The sequence below is a fragment of the Kordia sp. E genome (assembly GCF_056033805.1).
Genome location: NZ_JBRASR010000003.1, coordinates 1,361,871 through 1,384,260, shown reverse-complemented (window position 1 = coordinate 1,384,260; position 22,390 = coordinate 1,361,871). Strand labels below are relative to the sequence as shown.

The window sequence follows — 22,390 nt, the reverse complement described above, 5'->3', positions numbered from 1 at the left end:
ACGAACTATAAGAGAACAAAATTTCTAATTACCCACAAATACTATCCATAGTCTTTATAAGTAAATTTAGTGCTTTGCGCCATTTAGGTGGTAGAAATGGAAATTTCGCAATTAGTTTTATAATTCCTCCTATTTTACTCCAAATAGTACAAATAGGAGATGCAATACCTCTTTCATCTGCTTTTACACTAACTCCCATACTTTTTTCAAGTTGATCTAAGTCTAAAGCTTCAATTTCTGCATTTACTGTTTCAAAATTTAATTCTTTCATGATTTTGTTTTTACGATTAATAACTGTCTTAAAATTAGATAATTACAGATCTATAAAACATACCCAATTCTAGGTATTTTTATACATTATGACTATAATTATAGTTTTACGACTATTTTTATAGTCATAATTAAAATATTCTTCTATATTTGCAGCATGAATGAGTTAACTAAAGCTGAAGAACAAATTATGCAATACGTCTGGAAACTCGATAAAGCGTTTCTAAAAGATATTGTAGAGCAGTTTCCTGAACCAAAACCTGCATATACTACTATTTCAACAGTTGTACGTGTGTTGGTGAAGAAAGAATTTTTGAATTTTGAAACCTATGGAAAGATTCGTCAATATTCAGCTTCCATTTCAAAAGAGCGCTATTTTGCACAACATATGAAGCAAGTTATTGGTAACTTTTTTAATGGTTCCAACAGTAAGTTTGCTTCTTTCTTTGCAAAAAGTGACACCTTAAACTTGACCGAATTGGAGCAAATGAAAGCTATGCTTGAAGATAAAATTGAAACTTTAAAATCGAACAATGAATAGTTTTCTTTTATATCTTTTTCAAGTTAGCTTGATATTTGGAAGCTTCTATTTGCTATTTAAGTGTTTGTTTAGTCGATTTACATTCCATACAGTCAACAGAGGTTTATTATTAGTAATTATTCCATTGTCAATGTTATTGCCATTTAGCGGTTTGTTGTTTCCAGAAGTACAACAGTTGACGTTCGATCTTCCTTTGATTGAAGATTTTACAGTATTTACTAGTTCTGAATATTTTACATCTGCATCAAATGTTTCTAACAATCAACCTATTGATTTTAACTTTTGGATATTGAGTATATATACAATTGGAGTTGTGTGTTGTTTAACTCGATTTGTGCTAACAACCTATTCACTATTCAAACTAAAAAGCAATGCTCAGAAAATTGAATCAAATGGTGTAACACTTTGTATTACTGATGTTTCTGAAGTATTTTCATATTTTAATTGGGTTTTTATTCCAAAATCAGAAGCAACTTCTTTTGATGAATTAATCATCACACATGAAAAGGCACATATTCAAAAATTACATTCGTTAGATGTACTTTTAGCAGAATTGTTTATTGCATTTTGCTGGTTTCATCCACTCGCCTATTTGTATAGAAAATCATTAAAATCGATTCACGAATTCCAGGCAGATGCTTTTGTGTTACATCAATCTGTAAAGAAATCAACGTATTTAGAACTACTCTTGATGAGTTTAGAACCAAAAAACTCAAACCCAGTTTATAATTATTTTTCGCATCCATCACTCAAAAAACGAATAGAAATGATCACAAAATCACAATCAAAAAATAAGTTTAAGCTTACCTATGTATTGCTAATTCCTGCTATAGCCTTAGTCTTTATGGCATTTAGAAGCGCAGATACTTCATTAATTCCGAATGAATTTTTACCATTGGAAATTGATGTTAATGTACATTCAACTCCTTCTCTATTTCCCGTTCAGAATGGAAATAGTAAAGCTATATCTTCAAAATTTGGAGTTGTTAGAAAACATCCAAAATTAAAAAGTAAAGAAGCGCATGGCGGAATTGATATTAGAGCAACACGCGGAACTCCAGTTATTGCAACAGCTGACGGAGTAATCATGAAAGCTAAAAAAGAAGGAAATTGGGGAAATTTAATCGTTATTTCTCATGGAAATGGTTTTGAAACTTGGTATGCACATTTAAAAGGTTTTAACACTAAACAACTCACAAAAGTGAATAAAGGCGACATTATTGGATATGTAGGAAGCACAGGATTATCTACGGCTCCACATTTACATTATGAAGTTCGTCAACATGGAAAACGTTTAGATCCAATGAATTACATCTCAGAATAATTCTTTAAAAATCATATTACAATTAATTGCCTAGGAATGCGTTATACATGCAGATCCCTAAAAATCTATTTCGTAAAACTAAATTGAATACTACCACAATGAAATCATTTTATTTGATCATTTTTACGCTCTGCTTTAGCATTTGCGTACACAGTCAAACACAAGATAGTTTAACTGTTTCTAAAGCATCAAAAGTTACTTTTGAAACCTCTTTCCCTGTTGTTTCACTTACATTAATGGCATTAGAACAGTCAAAAATTACAAGCGACAGCATTCCGCAAAAAGATTGGATTGCTGAAAATTGGAACACAAAAGTGTTTAATCCTTATAAAAGAATTAAAAAGCAATATCCATTACACATTACGTTTGAAGATAGTACATATGCTTCTCCAATTCCACGAAAAAAAGTAGTGACTTCACGTTATGGTTGGAGAAATCGTAGAGCGCATAACGGAATTGATATTGATTTGATTACTGGCGATAGAGTTAAATCGATGTTTGCTGGTGTTGTACGTTATGTAAATAGACATTCTGGACATGGAAAAACTGTTGTTGTCCGTCATTTTAATGGTTTAGAAACGGTTTATGCACATTTGTCCAAGCAATTGGTAAAAGTCAACGATACCGTACGGAAAGGACAAATAATTGGCGCTGGTGGAACTACAGGAAACGCTCGTGGAAGTCATTTGCATTTAGAAGTATTGTTTCAAGGAACTCCAATTCATCCAGAATATTTGTTCGATTTTTCTAATGAAGATAATATCGTTAGAGCAAAAGATATTTGGGTAAATAGTAAGTGGACAACAGCATACAGACACAATTCTAAACGAAAATCTAGAGTAGATGTTTGTACTACAGAAGATGAAGCTTTGCAAAGTAAAGCAGACGAAAAGAAGGTGTACACAGTAAGACGTGGCGATACATTATCGAGAATTTCCAATAAATACAATGTATCTATTGCTACGCTATGCAAAGAGAATTCTATTCGTAGAACAAGCACACTTAAAATTGGTCAAAAGTTGGTTGTTACGCAGTAGTTTATACTGAAATTTGTAAACTAATTTTAAAGTTTTGCTAGTTTACTCTTTAAAAAACTAGCACTACTATCTGTTTCTATTTCTAGCCAAACTGGTAAGTGGTCACTAACTTGATTGACTTTCCAATATCTATTAAAATACTTTTTAAACGCCTCATCATCATCTAATGTATCTGGATTTCCTTTATGTTCTAGCATTAATGTATGGTATTTAGCTATTTCTTCAGGTGTATTTATATATACATAATCAAACAAGTTAAAAACGTCGCCGTTTTCTTTATCGTTGCTATCTTTTACTAGTTTGAAATATTTGCTTACTCTAAGAAAAATACGATCATAAATTTGACTTAGACTGGTATTTGTGAATTTTCCGATAAGACCATCGCATTCAGTAAACCCCTGATCAGTAAACAGTTCTACAATATCATCATCATTTTTATATAGGTTTGTGTCACCTAAAATAATCATATTTCTATTTTCATCAGTTGTTGCATCTTCTACTCTATCTTTTATGATTTCCATTAAAAGCCTTACTTCTTCTTTTCGAATTTCTTCATCCGTTGGCTTACCAGGATCATTACTATCATCGCCAGGATGTAGATGTACGCTTATAATTGAAAACTTTTTCCAACCACTTTCAAAACCAGTAAATGATGGCGTTCTTTTAAGTTGTTTGATGATAGGTTGATTGGATATTAATTCAGGTGGAATTACAATTTCTCCAGATAATCCAGAATGTGTAACGCGTCTTGAATCGTATATAAAGCCAAATCGTTCATCGTTACCCGAACTTCCTTCAGTTACATCACTCAGTGTATATTTCCAATCACTTCCGAGTAATCGCATCACCGTTTTGAAATGTGAAAGATCACCGTTAATTTCTTGTAGTGAAATAATATCAAATGCGCTTATAATTTCAGCGATATAGTATAATGATTCGGATGTTCTGTCGTGTAGCCTTCCAAAATTTTTAATATTCCAAGAAGCCAATAGTAAATTTTGATCAACTTTTTTATTTGGTATTTTTTCTTTGATTCCTGTTTTGAGTCTTTCAATATTCTGAATAACTCTTTTCTTATCTTCATTATCCATCAAGCGACTATAATTATCATCTTGATCAAGCATGATCAATGCATATCGATCATTATTCAATTCGCTATCAGGTCTTAAGTCATTATACCACATAATAATATTGTTTATTTACCTAATTTACAGATATTTAATTAAAAAACCATGAGATGTGTAAATTATTTTATTAGGTAGAGTATTACAATAGTTAGTTAAAAATCCTATAGTAAATACTGTTTTTAGTATGTGATGTTTTTAATATATAGCTTAAATTGCAATACTTTAAACCGAAACTTTTGCTTCCAAAAATTATACAATACCTTAAGGAACCGTATCCTTTTTTATATAGAAATCATAAACGATTGCTTGCACTTCTGTTTACTATAGGAATATTAAGTTTTCTGTTTTCGTATAGTTTTGATCCGTTTGTTGTAAATGTTGATGAACACAAAATAGATTATTTGTGGATACTATTGATTCATGCTTTTTTCCCGTTATCAATAGCATATGTGTATTTTATGGTCTTAAATTATGCTGTAAAAGATGATTCTCGTTGGACATTGGGAAAGGAATTATTTTTCTTGTGTTTGATTCTTATTATTACCGGAATCGGAAATTTTCTAATTCGAGATTTAATTTACGATAATCCAAATAATTGGTCAGTTCAGTATTTTGTAGAAGAAATTCGAAACTCCATATTAGTTGGTGGTTTATTATTAGTTATTGTGCTTCCATTGAATTTAGAACGCTTGATATATAAACACAGTAAATCACTCGAAAATTTACAGCTCAAAACGTCAACTACAGAAATAACTAAGCAACTTATTCAGATTTCTTCTGGAAATGAAAAGCATCAATTAGATATTCGACAATTTCTATTTGCAAAAGTAGAAAGCAATTATACTGAAATTTATATTTATGATGGTTCTGAGGTTAAAAAAGGCCTGTTTCGTATTACGCTAAAAGAGTTAGAAAACCATCTTCAAGAATTTCCTCATATTTATAAAACACATCGCTCCTACTTAATCAATCTCAATAAAATAACTGCTTGCGTTGGAAATGCACAAGGATATCAATTGTCTTTAAAAAATTACTCTAAAACCGTGCCTGTATCTCGTTCTAAGTTAAACGAGTTTAATGAATACTTTTCTAAAATAGCATAAAATAATAATCTCAATGTGATTGTTTTTACTTCAACTTGTCATTCCGTATTTATTACGGAATCCATTTTACTTATTTGAATAGATTCCTGTCTGCACAGGAATGACATCAACTTGAGCTTGTCGAAGTATGTATTTCGTCACATTTCCTTGTAAACAGTCACTTTCAAGAGCATTGCTTTAAATTACTTTATACGTTTGTCATATCAAAAAAACGAACAATTATGACAACAAAAACACGCAGGTACGATTTAGATTGGTTACGAGTCATCGCTATAATAGCTGTATATCTTCATCACATTGGAATGCCTTTTAATGGTGATAATTTTGATATTATGAACGCTGAATCGAGTAAAGTATTAGATGATATTATGGTTTTCTTTGAGCAATTTCGATTGCAATTATTATTCTTAATTTCTGGAACAGGAACCATTTTTGCTTTTTCAAAAAGAACTTGGTTACAGTTTGTAAAAGAACGCTCTATTCGTTTGCTAATTCCTTTATTTTTTGGTGTGCTCGTTATTGTTCCGCCACAAATATATTTTGGAAATATAGATTCTTTTACTTCATATGCTGATGTGTATACAAATGGACATTTTGACTTCAATCATCTTTGGTTTATATATAATCTATTTTGGATGTCAATGATGTTAATTCCGTTCATTTTATTCTTAAAATCATCAAAATCGAATCGATTAATAGCTTTATTAGAAAGAATTACTTCAAAAAAGTTAGGATTGTTTTTAGGGGTTATTCCACTAATATTAATCTTAATTATATCCAAAAAATATTTTCCAAGCGACAGTAAAAGTCTTTTCAATCTATCTTCTACGTTATATTTTGGATTTTTCTTAGTGTTTGGAATGTTGTTCGCTTCCGCAGAAAACACTTGGGATCATTTGAAACAATATCGAAAACTGAATGCTATTTTATTTCTAGCGAGTTCCATTATTTTCTACACGTATTACTTGATGCCACACGATTGGCTTTTACCATATTTTACTACAAATACACTTTGGGATATTTGGTATGTAGTCTGTTGTTTAGTCGGTTGGACATTTGTGATTTCGCTATTAGGTTATGCACAAATTTGGTTGAATACAAAGAGTACACTTGTGCAAAAACTCAATGAAGCTATTTATCCGTTTTACATATTGCATCAAACGGTGATTGTGGTTTTTGGGTATTATATCATTCAACTCAATGTGAATATTCCAGTAAAAATCATTCTATTACTTACTACTTCTTTTCCAACAATTATATTGATATACAAGCTGTTAATTTATCCGTTTACAGTTACACGAGTATTATTTGGAATGAAGAAACGAAAGTAAAATACGTTTATAAAAAAAGCTCAATAAAATTTATTGAGCTTTTTAGTTTATATAATTTTTGAAGTTATTTATTCTTCAGATAATTTAAACCCTTTGACTAATAACCAAATCGGAAGAATTAATTGCACTAATGCCATTGGAAGCATCATATTCATACTAATACCATGTCCAAAAATAGTACTTCCCATCTCTATAAACATCAATAGTGCTGCTAGTATTCCAACTATTGAAATTACTTTTGGAATTAACTTAGAAACATACATTGTATAGTATAATATAAAAACTGGGAAACACGATACTAACAATGCTAAATAATGTGTCCATGCGTGTCTTTCATAAAGCAGCGTTCCCATAAGTTTAAATGATTCCGTATCTACACTTCCGTTTTCTACAAATGCTATACTCACGTCTAAAAGAGACAATACGCTGACATTATCCACAAACAACGCCATAAAATATAGTATGCAGAAAGCTAAATATGTAAAGGCTAAACGAATACTGTATTTTTTAAAAATTGGTAATAATAGTACAGCAATTACAACAGTTAATGTTCCACTAATAATACCTAACAAGGTGGAAATTATAATCTCATTTGAGCTTGTAGCAGTAGCTGTTAAAAAATCATCTGCAAAAAGTGGGCTTTGCAAAAATTGGTACATGGTAACGCCAATGGCGAAAATTAGCAAGAATAATACACCGATTATTCTTGCCGTTTTTTGGTTTGAATTCATTTTATTGTTTTTTGATTGATGAACAGTGTGACGCGTTAACATCCAAAACGTTACAATAAAATGAGTTATATTATTTCTTTTTCAGTTTTGAGATTTCTTTTTTCGCAACTTCATTCCATTCGTTCAATGCTAAGGCTTTTTCAAATAGTTGCAGCGCTTCCTTTTTTCTATTTAAATTCAATAAACAATCGCCATAATAATTATAGGTTCGATGTGTATAATAGCCTTCAGGATACAATTCTAAATTTAATTTGTAAAATTGTATTGCTTCTTCATACTTGCCTTTCTCTGCAAGTAATTGCCCGTATTCATTAATTAAACGTTCCGAAATTGCATATTCAGAATCTTTGGTATGTTCTGTTTTTATAAATGCTAGGACATCATTTGTTGTTTTACCAGCAGCATACGTTTCTATAGATTTCCCATCGAGCATTAAATTTCTTAAAATCCATAAATAGCGCCAATATGGAGTTGATGATCTATCTGTAAAACCTAATAATGTTGCTAAATCTATTGTAGTTTTATGTACGATTACAACATCTCGCTTCGGAATTACAGTAATATATTGTCCAAAAGCACCTCTGGCCGAGTATGCGCCTTCAAAATCTGGATTGTCATAAAACCGATCATACAACCACCACATATATCCATACGATGAATGCACAGGATTTGAAGCATCTCTGTTGTATCGTTTTGCAATTGTATCTTTTGGAGTTACCGTTGTAATTGTCTTTTTTAGCCAACCTTTATCAATCAGTTGTTTTCCGTTCCAGTTTCCTTCTTGCAACATTAACTGTCCAATTTTTGCCATATCTCTGGTAGAAAGATGCATATGATAGGCCGAATAACGAGAGTTATCTTCATTTGTCGTTCTAAATTGATTTTTAATATTCCAATCTTGAAAACCTAATGGAATTGCAAGTTGTGTTTCTAATTCTTCATAAACTGTATTTCCAGTTTTCTCTTCAAAAATGTGCCCAGCAACATTGTAATCCCAATTATTATATAAAAAATAGGCACCAGGAGCTACACTTCCTCTTTCCTTTACATTAGCTGTATCATAACCACCATTTGCAGGCAAATGAAACACGCCAGATCGTGCAGTAATGATATGATCAACAGTTGGCGTCTTTTCAATTGGTAATAATCCATCGTCTTCGTCAATTCCGATGTCTCCAATAGTTTGATTTAGGTCAATAGTTCCGTTAATTACATATTTACCGTATAACATGGAAAGTATACTTTTTCGAACAGATGCATTGTAACTAATCTCAGAAATATCTCCATATTCATAGACAATTTTGCCATGTTCTAATACAACGAAACTTGTTGTATTTGATTCTTCTTTAAGATACGTTTCTATTTCACTCAATTTTTCTTTAGTAAAGCTAGAATTTGCTAAAGATGTTGTTTTTTCAAAGGCAACTCCTTCATGCGAAGCACTTTTGTACAACCATGTTTGTGGACTCATATAAGAAACTAGAAAGGTTGTTCCTGCTAAAATCATAATTCCTATTATAACTTTTTTAATTCTATATTTTTTATAAATGATTTTAAGAGCTTCTCTTTTATGAATAATTAAATATGCTACAAGAACATTAGGCATCCAGCTTAGCCAGACAGCGATTCCATATGCAATTTTAAAACTCATAAAGGCCATTAACATTGGTAACCAAAGTCGTAACGTAACAGCTGCAAAAGTACCTGCATAACTATACATCATATACTCTTTATGTTTCGCTACATTTCCTTTTCTAATAGCGCTATAACCCATATATGTGAATAGAATCCAAATTAATGCGCCAAGTGTAAATCCTATTTGAGTTAGAATTCCTCCAAACACAAAAAAACCAATATAGAAGGCAAAAGGGCCACTTATAAAAATGGAAATCACATAAATTTTACCGATTGTCCGATGTAATTTCAGGTATTTTTCTCTTAATTTTTTACTGAATTGCATCCAACCGATCAACAATGCGATTCCGCCAAAAATAATATGTATATAAAAAGAACTCATATACATGTAACTATCCGTAGGTTTTGAATTTAATAACCCAATTGGTCCGTCTGCCAAAAAGTATTTTACAGGTTGAAAGCTAAATAACAAACAACAGCTTACAAAAATAAGCCAAGCTAATTTTTTCATTTTGATTAATTTTTAAGATTGATGAATTCCAAAAATAATCTCAAAAGAGTATTCTTATATATGATTTACTAGTGAAGGTATAAAGCCTGAGTTTTTAGGTGAAAACGTAGTATTTTGGTATAAAACACCGCTTTTTGGGTACAAAATTAAAGAGCTAAAACGCGCTCTTTGTAGTTTTTTGATACGGGAAGTTCCATTTGTGTAAGTGAAATCGTAGTCGAATCTTTCCAAGATTTAAAATGTTCTGGATTGATTAAATGTGAACGATGCGTTTGAATTAAAAACTCAAAACTGGTTTGAATATTTTTCAACGAACTACGAATTAATTTAGATGTAAGTTCACCGTTTTCGAGGTAGAAAATCTCCACATAATTTTGCGAATTTGATACAGCAATTAACTCTGACTTCTTAATTTTTAAAATGTCTAATTTATTATCTCCTTTAATGGTAAGAGCATCACTTGTTGTTGGAATTAATTTTATAGAATACTTCCGAACTAAAATTAATATAGGTGTTAGAATTAAAGATGCTATTAATATGATTTCTGTGAAAAATCTAAAAAAACCATAAACTCCTTTTATAATTGAACTTTTATAATAAAAATAGGTACCCAAAGTATATAAAACATAAAAAAAGACAAGAATTAGTATTTCTAGTCCTATACTCCATTTTGATATTTTTTGATATATAATCTTTTGAAGAATACTAATCAATCCATAACATAAAAATGCTGTCAAACTAAAGCCTATACTTACTTTAATCCATACTTGTAAATCCATTCTCCCATGTTCAAATGGGCGTATAAAAAAAGCAAATAAGAAAATCCAAACACTCATAAATACGCCTATGAGTAAATGATGTTTTATAGATGGATTTAGCTTTTTCATGCAACAAAAATAACAATGTTCTCAAAATAGACATTCATTTTTTTAATTTGTTACACTTATTAAACAACTATAAAATACAAAAGACCGTAAAAACGGTCTTTTGTTAGCTAATTATAATAATTTTTAAAGCACATTAAGAATCTCTTCTGGATCAGCTCTAAGTTTATAGTCTTCTTCTAAAAAGTGATACGAAATCGTTCCATCTTGTTCCACCACATAAGTTGCAGCTATTGGTAACTCTTGATTTTCATTCCCTTGATTCGTATCTAAATCAATTCCGAATTTTTTATATAATTCTTGTAATGCTATTGGCAACTGATATACTAAATTCAAGCTACGTGCAACAATCATATCAATATCAGATAACACTTCAAAAGTTAATTCGTTTTTTCCCTTTGTTGTTAATGAATTATCTGGCGTTTCAGGCCCAATAACTACAAGTTTTGCTCCTTTTGCTTCAAACTGTGGAACGGCTTGTTGCAATGCCCGTAATTGAATATTACAATATGGACACCAATTTCCACGATAAAACGCAATAATTACTTTATGCTCTTTTAAAATATCATGGATGTTTACTTCATTACCTAAAGCATTTCCCAAGATAACTTCAGGAAGTTTATCTCCTGTTTTAAAAGCGTTTTTAATCATTTCTGTTGCAACCAAATCATCAATAGCCTTTTTCATGGTTTCTTGTGCAATCCCTGGATGACGCTTTACGCTTGCGTCTGCAAATTCTTTTAATCGTGCTGTTAAACTCATAATCTATTTTATGTAGGTTTTAGACAGAAATAGTTCAGAAACATTACAAAAAAATAGAAATATTTTAAAATCAGCATGCTAGTAAATCTATAAGCATCAAAACTATGGTATAGAATTCTCTATAAAAGTCACAATAAATTACAGATTCAATTAAATTTCAAGAAATAAAGTAGGGTTTTTTGAAAATAAGCTGTTTAACTCCTAAGAAATTGCTAAAACTAAAAAACTAAAACATTCACATGAAAAGAAAACTATGTTTAACGCTAACGGGTATCTTAGCATTAGGATTTTCTTCGCTAGTACAAGGACAAAATTGGCGAACTTCTACACTTGATGAAAACAGTAACTATTTTGAAATTGTTGAAGCAGAAAATCAAGCACTAGCTCCTATTAGAAATAATACAGACAGAGAAAGTAGAAAAAAAGTAAAACAATTTGAACGTTGGGCAGCTTTTTGGAGAGATCGTATATTACCAAATGGTAAGTTTATGTCTGCTTCACACAATGTTGATGTTTGGCAAAGAGAACAACAACGACAAGGTGATCGTCCTGAAACAGTAGCTGATGTAGCTTGGTCACTTTTAGGACCAATAACGCCACCAGTTTCAAATATTGGATTTTACCCAGGAATGGGACGTATTAATGCAGTCGCTTTCGCAGGAAATGATACGAATACAATGTATATTGGAGCGCCAGCCGGAGGAATTTGGAAAACTACAAATGGTGGAGCCAACTGGACAGCACAAGGAGATGAATTTCCAAATATGGGAATCTCTGATATTGTAATCAACCCAACAAACACAAACATTTTATATGCTGCAACTGGAGATGCTGATGGTGTACAAAATAGATCTGTTGGAGTTTTAAAAACTACTGATGGTGGAACTAACTGGGCAATTACTGGTTTATCTTTTACATTAGGACAAAATGATATCATTTCAAAATTATTAATCGACCCAAATAATGTAAATACTGTTTTTGCTACTACGCGAAACAATATAAAACGTACTACTGATGGAGGAACAACTTGGGCAGATGTATATACTGAAAACGGAGCACTATTTAATGATATAGGTTATAAAGAAGGAAGTAATACTATCTTATATGCAACTTCTAGAAGCGGACGCTTTTATATTTCTATTAATAATGGAACTACTTGGGCAGAAGCTTCAAGACCAGCTTTTAGCAGATTAGATTTTGCTACAACTACTGCAAATACTGATTTAATTTTATCAATCGATACTGGCGGAAGAATTCGTAGATCTACAGATCAAGGAAGTACTTGGACACAAATTGGAAATATTGGAGGATTTAGCTCTCAAGGTGGATATAACGTAACCTTAGCAATTTCGCCATTAAATGAAAACTTAGTTTTAGCTGGTGGAGTTGACGGATGGCGTTCTACTGATGGTGGCGCTACTTGGGAAAAATATTTAGATGGATATTGGACAGCAGGAAATCCTTATTTCTATGTGCATTCAGATCATCATGATATGAAATTCGTTCCTGGAACTAACACGGCTATCTCAGTAAATGATGGAGGAATCTTTATGGGGAATGCTCAGTTTGATGCTCCTTGGGCAGATGTATCTTCAGGAATTGCTATTACACAATACTATAATATTTCTGGAACACCACAAAATGCAAACTTATTAATTGCGGGAGCGCAAGACAACGATATAGGACAATACGATGGAGCTAATTGGATAGGAAGAAATCCAGGTAGTGACGGAGTTGAAGGTTTATGGGATTATTCTAATAGTGATATCGCGTGGACATGTAGTCAGGCAGGAAGAATGTTTAGAACTACAAACGGATTTACTTCTTCACAATTTATTGCTACACCAAATGGAGCTCCTTTTGTATGGGAATTAGAAATTCATCCAACTGTTCCAACAACAATTTATGGAGGTTTTGGAGATATTTATAGATCAACAAATCAAGGTAATAGCTGGACAAACCTAAACTCTGGAGTTGGTTCAATAGAGTTTATGTCAATTTCACCTTCAAATCCAAATGTAATTTATGTATCTGGACAAGGTGGAACTGTGAAAAGAACGGACAATGGAGGCGCTAATTGGGTAACACTTAATTTACCACAAGGAGGAAATGTAAAAAGTATAGAAGTACATCCTACAAACCCTGGAGAAGTATATATTGCATATTCTGGGTATCAGGCAGGAAAAGTATATAGATCTACAAATAGTGGATTCTCTTGGACTAATATTACTGGCTCATTACCAAATATCCCGACACATAAAATCTTATATAAAACAGGAACTATGGATGGAGAACTATTCTTAGCTACAGACTTAGGTGTGTACTACAGAACTGATTCTCAGGGAGACTGGGTTAAACTTGGACAAGGATTACCAAATGTAATAGTAAATGACATTGAAATCCATTACGGAACTAATATGTTACGTGCTGCAACTTTTGGTAGAGGCGTTTGGGAAGTTGCCGTTGATGAAGCTTCTTTATCAGTTGGAGAAAATCAATTGCCACAAAACTCAGTACAAGTATATCCAAATCCTACAGTAGATAAAAACTTTACTATTTCATTGAATAATCTATCTGGAAATAAAAACATTATAATTTATAATCTAATAGGTTCAGTTGTAACAGAAATCAACACTACTGCTAACGAAGAGAAAGTAAATTTAAATGGTTTCGCTAAAGGTTTATACTTAGTAAAAATCATTAATGAAGGAAAAAGTATTACAAAGAAAATTGTTGTTAATTAATGAAGCGGTTTTTAATATTATGCGTATTGACACTCAATATAATGGCGTGTGATGAAGGGATAAAGCTAATTTCTTCTAAAAAGCAAACCATTGTACAAGGCATACATACAGCTAAACCGTACACTAACTATCTTTTTGAGATAACACTGTTAAACGCTGTCGACCTTCGTGTCGATAGCGTTTTTATTTATGATAATGCGAAACGTTATAAAGTAAATCATTTGCTTACTAAAAGTAAAAATGATAAGAATTACAAGCTTAGTGCTTCCTTAAATGATGAAAACTATACAGTTACAGAAGATAACGCAATTACTGATGAAAAAGCGGTTATATACTATAAAGCAAACGAAAAGAATGCTGAATTAACGATTACAACATTTAAAGAAGAAACTGTGACACGGAGATGATTTACTACTAGTTATACTACTTTGTGAAACCCTGGCGTTAAGGGCGATGTCAGGGGTTTTTGTTTCTATTTTCAATATCGCTTTGGCTTTTTAAATTTTTTTTGTAAAAAATCAAAGACAGTAGTATTGAACAGTTTTGAGTTCGCTTCAGGAAGCCAATGCGTTTCACCTGGTAATATGGCAAGGTTTGCTTTAGGAATGGCCTGAAATATTTTTACTGTGTGTATGTCCTGTATCAAATCATGATCACCAGCCATAATCAATGTTGGTGAAGTAATACTTTTGAGGTCATCAAATTCTAACTGTGGGTAATTTACAAGTTGTTTCAAGAGTTTATAATCAAAAGTATTTTTAATTTCCGTATCCATTTCAAGTTTTTCTATTCTTTTTAAATGAACTTTCAATCGTTCAGGCAATAAACCATTTGGATGAATATTTGCTGCCATAGCTACTAGTTTATCAACTTTTTCAGGATACTTCATTGCTACAATTAATCCTATAATTCCCCCATCACTCCAACCAATAATAGATACAGCATCTAACTTTAATTTATCTAAAAAGTCGTTTACATCTTTTGCTTGATTTACATATGTTAGCTCATCATCATTGTCTGTTGAACGACCTCTACCTCTACTATCAAGCGCTATTACTTTATAATGTTTAGAAAAGAAATCTATTTGACTCTGAAATGCACTTATAGACTGTCCTGCTCCATGCAGTAACAACAGCGGTTTTCCTTCTCCATAAATTTCATAATAAAGACTTACTCCATTTATATTAATAAAATCACCTTTGTCATCATTTTGTCCATAAATACCTTTTCCTTCAACAACAAGACAATAGTTACCATTACTTGGATTTTCGTTTGTTATAGTTGCTGTAAAGTTCTTATTAAGTAGATAAGCTTTATTTTCCCATATTGGTTCTTTATTTTTATAACCTTCTTCAAAATCAGGGTTTTTAAGTGGTAGCTGTTCCCAACTTTCATCTTCATTTTGAACTTCTAATTTAAAATTGTCAAAGAAAAATTTCCCATTATTCATGCACATGAAACCGAATGCAAAAATTTTCGCATTCGGTTTCACCTTACCTTCTATCATAAATATTTTCCAATCTTCACTAATGAGTTGCTTGTGAGTAGTTTTATATTGCAACATTCCATCTTCCTTGGAAGTATCGGTTAAATTCATAAATAAATATGCCTTTTCATTTCCGTTGAAAACTTCCTTTCTTATGCTAGCAGATAATTTATAAGTTTTATTTTCATGAGCTGAAACATCCGCAACTTGAGTAATATAAGTGAAGTATTCAGATTTTAATTCTTGAGCATTTACACAAGAAGAAACAAAGCAGAATAATATGATGAGTTTGGTAAAAATATGTTGCATTTTATTATTTTTAATTTGATTGATCAATCAGAATTTCGATAAATTAAAGCGAGTCTAAAAAACCTAAAAAAGTACCCTGTCTAATACGCCAACACTTCTTTCAATACATCTTCAAACTCGTTTTTAGCTAAATATTGCTGTTCTAAGCCTTGATCAAACGGAATTGGTGTTTCCATACTTGCCAAACGCTTTACAGGTGCATCAAGGTATTCAAAACAGTTTTCCATAATCATTGCCGAAATATCACTTGAAATACTTCCAAACAATGAATCTTCTTGTAAAATAATCGCTTTTCCAGTTTTCTTTACTGAATTGTAAATAGCTTCTGTGTCTAACGGTTGTAATGAACGCAAATCGATCAAATCAGCCGAAATATCAGGATTATTACCTAATGTGTCCAATGCCCAATGTACAGCAGCTCCATAGGCAATAATAGTAATGTCAGTTCCTTCTTTTAATAAGGAAGCTTTTCCTAAAGGCAATGTGTAATAATCTGTTGGTACATCTTGACGTACACTTCTATACAATGCTTTGTGTTCAAAGAATAGTACAGGATTTGGATCATTTATCGCAGCAGCTAACAAACCTTTTGCATCTTTTGGAAATGCAGGATATATCACTTTTAAACCTGGTGTTTTCGTAAACCAAGCTTCATTGGTTTGTGAATGGAAAGGTCCTGCGCCAACACCTGCTCCACAAGGCATTCGTACTACAACATCAGCATTTTGATTCCAGCGATAATGTGATTTTGCTAATAAATTTACAATCGGATTGAATCCACTTGAAACAAAATCAGCAAATTGCATTTCCATTACAGATTTCATTCCATTTACAGAAATACCATATGCCATTGAAACAATAGCAGATTCACAAATTGGTGTATTGCGCACACGCTCTCTTCCAAATTGATCTACAAACTTATCCGTAATTTTAAAAACACCTCCATATTCTGCAATATCTTGTCCCATGATAATTAAATCATCATGGCGCTCCATAGATTGTTTTAACCCTTGCGAAATTGCATCTACAAGTCGAATGTTTTCAGATGATTCATTTTCCGCAACTTCCTCAAATACTGCATCTTGAAATACATCACTTAATTCTTTACTTTTAGTTGAAGATATTTTCTCTTCATCAAAAGCTAGCTTTAAATTTTCATTGATTTCTGCTGTAATTTCGGTTCTAAATGCTTCATCTTGTTCAGCAGTTAAAATACCTTCTGAAGTTAAAAAGTTACGATAATTATCAATTGGATCTTTCGCTGCCCATTCTTCCATTAATTCCTTCGGAACATATTTTGTACCACTCGCCTCTTCATGTCCACGCATTCTAAAGGTTTTAAACTCTAGCAAAATTGGTCTTGGGTTTTGTCTGATGCTTTCTGCTAATTCAGATAGCTTTGTATACACTTCTAAAATATTATTTCCATCAATAATATGCGATTCCATTCCGTAACCTTTCGCTCTATCAGCTAAATGCTCGCAATTATACTGCTCAGAAGTTGGCGTAGAAAGTCCGTAACCGTTATTTTCTATACAGAATAATACTGGTAAACTCCATACAGAAGCTACATTTAACGCTTCATGGAAATCTCCTTCACTAGTTCCTCCTTCTCCAGTAAAAACTGCACATGCGTGTTTATTATCCTTTAATTTATTTGCTAATGCGATTCCACTTGCAACACCCATTTGCGGACCTAAATGTGAAATCATACCAACAATATTAAATTCTTGTGTACCAAAGTGAAAACTACGATCACGTCCTTTTGTAAACCCATTTGCTTTTCCTTGCCATTGTGAAAACAAGCGAAACAAAGGAATTTCACGTGTTGTAAAAACACCCAAATTACGGTGCATTGGCAATATATACTCGTCTTTGGTAAGTGATGAAGTAACACCAACAGCAATCGCCTCTTGGCCAATTCCGCCAAACCATTTAGAGATTTTCCCTTGACGAAGAAGAATTAACATCTTCTCTTCTATCATTCGTGGTTTGAGCATTTTTTTATATAGTGAAATCAACGTATTGTTGGTCAAACTTCCTTTATTGTATAACATGAATTTGTGTCTGGTTGGCTTTTTATGATCGCCATTAATTAGATATTCAAAAATCACCAAAAAAAACGGTTCATCAAAATACATTTTAAGAATTTTTGAAATTGTTAATAACTCTCTTTTTTGGACAGTATATTTTTAGCTACATTTGTAACAACAAGTGCTTAAACGCTATAAAGTTATTAACAATTGGTTTTATTGGAATCTCTATACAAGATCAATAGACCATATGTTTTGTAAAAATTAAACCTGAATTGCATGAAACGAGCATACTTAAAACGTTATCATCTTAGGAAATAATTAATAGCAAATAGCATGTGACCATTAAAAAAATAACATATACAAACACATGAAAAATATTCCAAGTGTAAATCTTCAAGATTTTTTATCTGATGATCCTACTAGAAAACAAAAATTTATTGACGAAATAGGAAAAGCCTATGAAGACATTGGCTTTGTTGCTTTAAAAGGACATTTTTTAAGTGACAAATTGGTGGATGATTTGTATGGAGAAATCAAAAATTTCTTCTCATTACCAGTAGAAACAAAAAGCAGTTACGAAATTGAAGGTATTGGCGGACAACGTGGATATGTATCATTTGGAAAAGAAAGTGCCAAAGGTCGTAAAGTTGGAGACTTAAAAGAATTCTGGCATTTTGGACAATATGTTGAAGACAATGATGCTTTAAAAGAAGAATATCCAGATAATGTAACGGTTAAAGAATTACCCGAATTTAATAAAGTTGGTAAAGAAACATATCAAATGCTTGAAAAAACAGGTATTTATGTATTAAGAGCTTTAGCGCTATATTTAGGTTTAGATGAGTTTTACTTTGATAATTTCATCAAAAATGGAAACAGTATTTTACGCCCAATTCACTATCCACCAATTACTAGCGAACCAAAAGATGCCGTTCGTGCAGCAGCACATGGAGATATCAACCTGATTACCTTATTAATGGGATCTCATGGAAAAGGATTGCAAGTACAACGTCATGATGGTGAATGGTTAGACGCAATTGCTGAGCCAGACGAATTGGTTATTAATGTTGGAGATATGTTATCGCGTCATAGTAATAACAAATTAAAATCTACAATTCACAGAGTTGTAAATCCACCAAGAGAACTTTGGGGAAGTTCACGCTACTCTATTCCTTTCTTTATGCATCCAATTAGTGAAATGCCGTTAGATTGCTTAGATAATTGTATTGATGAAAACAATCCTAAGAAGTTTGATGATATTACTGCCGGACAATTTTTAAATGAACGATTGATCGAATTAGGATTGGTCAAGAAATAAGAAAAAAAGGAATCATAAGTAAACATTCCAAAAATATACACAACACTAATGGCTATTGCTGTTAGTGTTCTTTTTTTGAAAAAGATTACTTTTAATTGAGAAAGCATGCACTTTGACACTTCTCATCGCATAAAATGTGTATCTTTAATTTAAAGGAATTAATTACAAGTATTAGCATACAATGGCAAAGAAAAAACTAAGTAGTTTAGAAGATTTAGGAGGATTTGTATTCTCTACAAATGATGATTTTGAACTTGAAAATAATAGTGTAGACGAAACACTTTCCAAAAAAGAACAAAACTTAGAAGCGCACTTTAGTAACAAAGGTCGTGGTGGAAAAATTGTAACTGTTGTGAAAGGTTTTGTAGGATTGGAAGAAGATTTAAAAGCACTTGCCAAACTTCTCAAAGTAAAATGTGGTGTTGGTGGAAGCACTAAAGACAATGAAATCATTATTCAAGGGAATTATAGAGATAAGATTATTCAAATTCTAGAAAAAGAAGGATACAATGTAAAACGTGTTGGTGGATAAATGGCTCAGAAAAATTTACATATAATAAATGGTGATAGTTTAGTATCACGATTGCACGATATTGGAATTAAAGAAGATCAATTAGTTTGGCGTGAAATGCTATGTGAAGGAAATACAGTGTTTGATTTGGCTTCAGATGATTTCAAAACGGCACGTGTCTCCTATTTAGCACAGTTTGACGCTACTGAAAGCACATATACAGAATCATTTCTTAAACCTTTACTAGAAACCAATTACGCAGCATATACTTCTATTACATTATGGTTTGAATATGATTTATTTTGTCATATAAATATGATTGCTGCATTAAGCTATTTAAAAACAAAAAAACTTAACATACCAATACATTTAGTATGCAGCGGCTGGATTGAAAACGAAACTCTTTTAAAAGGATTAGGAGAACTAACTGACAAACAGCTACTAGAACACTATAATAATAAAATTGAACTCACAAAAGATGATATCATATTTGCTAACGAATTATGGCGAATATATAATACGGACAATCATATTGTATTTAAAAACTACGTCAAAGAATCATCTTCCTTTCCATACATATCAAACTGTATATCAGCACATTTAAAGCGTTTTCCAGATGTAACAAATGGATTAAACATTTTAGAAACAAACATTCTGAAAATAATTCAAAAAGAAAATATAAAAAGCACACATCATCTCACAGGATATGTCTTGCAATATCAAGGATATTATGGCTTTGGTGATTTACAAATAAAAAATATAATTCATAAATTAGCATCCTTTTTTGATGTAGGAAAAAAGGAATTAGTCCTTAATAGACAAGGACATTTAGCGCTTGATCATATCAAAAGTTTTTACGATCAAGTAACAGATGATACCATTTTTGGTAATTGCAAAAAGTATGAATATTGCTATCATCCTACACAACAAATACTAACAAAGCATGAGTAAAATAGCCGAATCGGAATTGATTCTAAATCCAGATGGAAGTATATATCATTTAAATATTCTTCCCGAAGATATAGCTTCAACCATTATAACTGTTGGTGATCCCGACAGAGTTTCTTCAGTAAGTAAATACTTTGATACGATTGAAGTTGAAAAAGGAAAACGTGAATTTGTCACACATACCGGAACCTACAAAGGAAAACGAATTACAGTAATTTCTACAGGAATTGGAACTGATAATATTGATATAGTTTTCAATGAGTTGGATGCGCTAGTGAACGTAGATTTCAACACACGACAAGTAAAAGATGCACATCAACAACTAGACATTATTCGTATTGGAACTTCAGGTTCTATTCAAGAAAATATTCCTGTTGATGCCTTTTTAATCAGTGATTATGCTGTAGGATTTGATAGTTTATTACATTTCTATGAAAGTGAACATGTGCAAAATACTGCGATTGCAGAAGCATTTGTAAAACACGCGGATTGGTTTGCAAAAAAATCAATGCCATATGTAGTGAAAGCAAATAAAGAATTAGTCGACCAACTAGCGTCTGAAAAAACTGTGCTAGGTTTTACGGCGACAAATGTTGGGTTTTATGGTCCACAAAGTCGTAAAATACGCTTAAATGTTCAAGATGATGATTTAAATGATAAATTGGCTTCTTTCAATTACGAAGGAAAACAACTTACAAATTTAGAAATGGAAACTGCTGGAATATACGGTTTGGCAAGTTTACTTGGTCATAGAGCAATTTCTATGAACGCAATCATTGCAAACAGACCTTTAGGTCAATTTAGTAAAACACCTAAAGAAACCGTAGATAAATTGATTCAATATACGTTGGGTAAATTAGTATAATACAAGAGCCTCAAATGAAGAAAATAAATATTGGTGGAGTTCCTGAGCACTTCAATCTTGCTTGGTATCTAACACTTAAAGAACGTGCATACGAGAAAGAAGGAATCAATCTTCGCTGGAAAGATTATCCTGGCGGAACTGGTGCTATGTGTAAGGCACTTCGAAATGAAAAAATTGATATTGCTGTGATCCTTACGGAAGGAATCATTAAAGATATCATTGCAGGAAATCCTTCAAAAATTGTACAAACGTTTGTGCAATCACCTTTAATTTGGGGAATTCATGTAGCTGCAGATTCTAACTATGAAACAATTGATGACTTAGAAGGCACTAAAGCAGCTATCAGTCGTTATGGATCTGGTTCACACTTAATGGCATATATAAATGCGGAAAACAATAGTTGGGATACTGAAAAATTAGGTTTTGAAATTATAAATAATTTAGAAGGCGCAATTAATGGTTTAAATAAAGGAAAAGGCGACTATTTTATGTGGGAACATTTTACGACTAAACCTTTGGTAGATCAAGGGATTTTTAGACGTGTTGCTGATTGTCCAACACCTTGGCCGTGTTTTGTAATTGCAGTTCGAAATGAATTATTAGAAGAAGATGAAGAAACTGTTAAAACAATATTACGTATCATCAATGAAATGACAACCGATTTCAAACAAATTCCAAATATTGATGAAACAATAGCTTCTCGATACGAACAACAGTTGAACGATGTTCAAAAATGGTTATCGTTGACCGAATGGAGTCAAGAACTAATCGATGAAGAAACCATTAATAAAGTACAAGATAAGCTACTTAGCTTAGATATTATACCTGAAAAATGGGATTATAAAGATCTAACTCACAAGATATTATAAATTAAAAGCGAGCAATTTTGTTCGCTTTTTTCATGGTATAATATTAAT

At 31.9% G+C, this 22,390-nt stretch carries 20 protein-coding genes; 12 read left to right on the top strand and 8 right to left on the bottom strand.

Features of this window, described 5'->3' with window-relative positions; translation table 11 throughout:
* Positions 1-28: 28 nt before the first annotated feature.
* Positions 29-271, bottom strand: a complete 243-nt coding sequence (locus ACUUYC_RS18970) for a hypothetical protein (protein WP_474268329.1) — start codon at positions 269-271, stop codon at positions 29-31.
* 156 nt (positions 272-427) lie between these two features.
* Between ACUUYC_RS18970 and ACUUYC_RS18965 the strand changes: the two genes are divergently transcribed.
* The 3 genes from ACUUYC_RS18965 (at position 428) to ACUUYC_RS18955 (ending at position 3,172) form a co-directional block, all read left to right on the top strand.
* Positions 428-811: a BlaI/MecI/CopY family transcriptional regulator gene (locus ACUUYC_RS18965; RefSeq protein ID WP_474268327.1), complete on the top strand. Its 384-nt coding sequence runs from the start codon at positions 428-430 to the stop codon at positions 809-811.
* Positions 804-2,135, top strand: coding sequence for a peptidoglycan DD-metalloendopeptidase family protein (locus ACUUYC_RS18960; RefSeq protein ID WP_474268325.1), 1,332 nt, complete (start codon positions 804-806; stop codon positions 2,133-2,135). Before ACUUYC_RS18965 ends, ACUUYC_RS18960 begins: the two co-directional genes overlap by 8 nt.
* 98 nt (positions 2,136-2,233) lie before the next feature.
* Entirely contained in the window at positions 2,234-3,172 is a 939-nt protein-coding gene (locus ACUUYC_RS18955; protein ID WP_474268323.1) for a peptidoglycan DD-metalloendopeptidase family protein, read from the top strand.
* Positions 3,173-3,198: 26 nt separating this feature from the next.
* On the opposite strand, the gene ACUUYC_RS18950 is transcribed toward ACUUYC_RS18955, so the two are convergent.
* Complete coding sequence (locus ACUUYC_RS18950) at positions 3,199-4,356, bottom strand: endonuclease/exonuclease/phosphatase family protein (RefSeq protein ID WP_474268321.1); 1,158 nt, start codon at positions 4,354-4,356, stop codon at positions 3,199-3,201.
* 179 nt (positions 4,357-4,535) lie between these two features.
* On the opposite strand from ACUUYC_RS18950, the gene ACUUYC_RS18945 reads away from it, so the two are divergent.
* Positions 4,536-5,402 carry a LytR/AlgR family response regulator transcription factor gene (locus tag ACUUYC_RS18945; RefSeq protein ID WP_474268319.1) on the top strand — a complete coding sequence of 289 codons (867 nt, stop codon included), beginning with the start codon at positions 4,536-4,538 and terminating at the stop codon, positions 5,400-5,402.
* A 221-nt stretch (positions 5,403-5,623) separates the two neighbouring features.
* Entirely contained in the window at positions 5,624-6,733 is a 1,110-nt protein-coding gene (locus tag ACUUYC_RS18940) for an acyltransferase family protein (RefSeq protein WP_474268317.1), read from the top strand.
* 68 nt (positions 6,734-6,801) lie between these two features.
* On the opposite strand, the gene ACUUYC_RS18935 is transcribed toward ACUUYC_RS18940, so the two are convergent.
* The 4 genes from ACUUYC_RS18935 to ACUUYC_RS18920 form a co-directional block, all read right to left on the bottom strand.
* Positions 6,802-7,464: a DUF4386 domain-containing protein gene (locus tag ACUUYC_RS18935; protein ID WP_474268315.1), complete on the bottom strand. Its 663-nt coding sequence runs from the start codon at positions 7,462-7,464 to the stop codon at positions 6,802-6,804.
* A gap of 70 nt (positions 7,465-7,534) precedes the next feature.
* Positions 7,535-9,610: a DUF2306 domain-containing protein gene (locus ACUUYC_RS18930; protein WP_474268314.1), complete on the bottom strand. Its 2,076-nt coding sequence runs from the start codon at positions 9,608-9,610 to the stop codon at positions 7,535-7,537.
* 146 nt (positions 9,611-9,756) lie between these two features.
* The gene (locus tag ACUUYC_RS18925; protein ID WP_474268312.1) at positions 9,757-10,497 is read right to left on the bottom strand and encodes a LytTR family transcriptional regulator DNA-binding domain-containing protein; all 741 of its coding nucleotides are present in this window, start codon (positions 10,495-10,497) and stop codon (positions 9,757-9,759) included.
* A 123-nt stretch (positions 10,498-10,620) separates the two neighbouring features.
* On the bottom strand, positions 10,621-11,256 hold the full coding sequence (locus ACUUYC_RS18920) for a peroxiredoxin-like family protein (RefSeq protein ID WP_474268310.1): 636 nt from the start codon (positions 11,254-11,256) through the stop codon (positions 10,621-10,623).
* 239 nt (positions 11,257-11,495) lie between these two features.
* Between ACUUYC_RS18920 and ACUUYC_RS18915 the strand changes: the two genes are divergently transcribed.
* Both ACUUYC_RS18915 and ACUUYC_RS18910 read left to right on the top strand, forming a co-directional pair.
* On the top strand, positions 11,496-14,000 hold the full coding sequence (locus tag ACUUYC_RS18915) for a T9SS type A sorting domain-containing protein (protein ID WP_474268309.1): 2,505 nt from the start codon (positions 11,496-11,498) through the stop codon (positions 13,998-14,000).
* Between the two features lie 26 nt (positions 14,001-14,026).
* The gene (locus tag ACUUYC_RS18910; protein WP_474268306.1) at positions 14,027-14,407 is read left to right on the top strand and encodes a hypothetical protein; all 381 of its coding nucleotides are present in this window, start codon (positions 14,027-14,029) and stop codon (positions 14,405-14,407) included.
* A 71-nt stretch (positions 14,408-14,478) separates the two neighbouring features.
* On the opposite strand, the gene ACUUYC_RS18905 is transcribed toward ACUUYC_RS18910, so the two are convergent.
* Positions 14,479-15,795 (bottom strand): alpha/beta fold hydrolase, encoded by a 1,317-nt coding sequence (locus ACUUYC_RS18905; RefSeq protein WP_474268304.1) that lies wholly within the window; start codon positions 15,793-15,795, stop codon positions 14,479-14,481.
* Positions 15,796-15,875: 80 nt separating this feature from the next.
* A complete protein-coding gene (locus ACUUYC_RS18900) occupies positions 15,876-17,852 on the bottom strand; it encodes an alpha-ketoacid dehydrogenase subunit alpha/beta (RefSeq protein WP_474268520.1) in 1,977 nt (658 codons plus the stop codon).
* Between the two features lie 346 nt (positions 17,853-18,198).
* On the opposite strand from ACUUYC_RS18900, the gene ACUUYC_RS18895 reads away from it, so the two are divergent.
* The 5 genes from ACUUYC_RS18895 to ACUUYC_RS18875 all read left to right on the top strand — a co-directional run bounded on the left by ACUUYC_RS18895 (position 18,199) and on the right by ACUUYC_RS18875 (position 22,342).
* Positions 18,199-19,149, top strand: coding sequence for an isopenicillin N synthase family dioxygenase (locus tag ACUUYC_RS18895; RefSeq protein ID WP_474268302.1), 951 nt, complete (start codon positions 18,199-18,201; stop codon positions 19,147-19,149).
* A gap of 181 nt (positions 19,150-19,330) precedes the next feature.
* On the top strand, positions 19,331-19,681 hold the full coding sequence (locus ACUUYC_RS18890; RefSeq protein WP_474268300.1) for a translation initiation factor: 351 nt from the start codon (positions 19,331-19,333) through the stop codon (positions 19,679-19,681).
* Positions 19,682-20,611 carry a DUF1835 domain-containing protein gene (locus ACUUYC_RS18885; RefSeq protein ID WP_474268297.1) on the top strand — a complete coding sequence of 310 codons (930 nt, stop codon included), beginning with the start codon at positions 19,682-19,684 and terminating at the stop codon, positions 20,609-20,611.
* The gene (locus ACUUYC_RS18880) at positions 20,604-21,473 is read left to right on the top strand and encodes a nucleoside phosphorylase (protein WP_474268295.1); all 870 of its coding nucleotides are present in this window, start codon (positions 20,604-20,606) and stop codon (positions 21,471-21,473) included. Before ACUUYC_RS18885 ends, ACUUYC_RS18880 begins: the two co-directional genes overlap by 8 nt.
* A gap of 14 nt (positions 21,474-21,487) precedes the next feature.
* Positions 21,488-22,342, top strand: coding sequence for a substrate-binding domain-containing protein (locus tag ACUUYC_RS18875; RefSeq protein WP_474268294.1), 855 nt, complete (start codon positions 21,488-21,490; stop codon positions 22,340-22,342).
* Positions 22,343-22,390 lie beyond the last annotated feature (48 nt).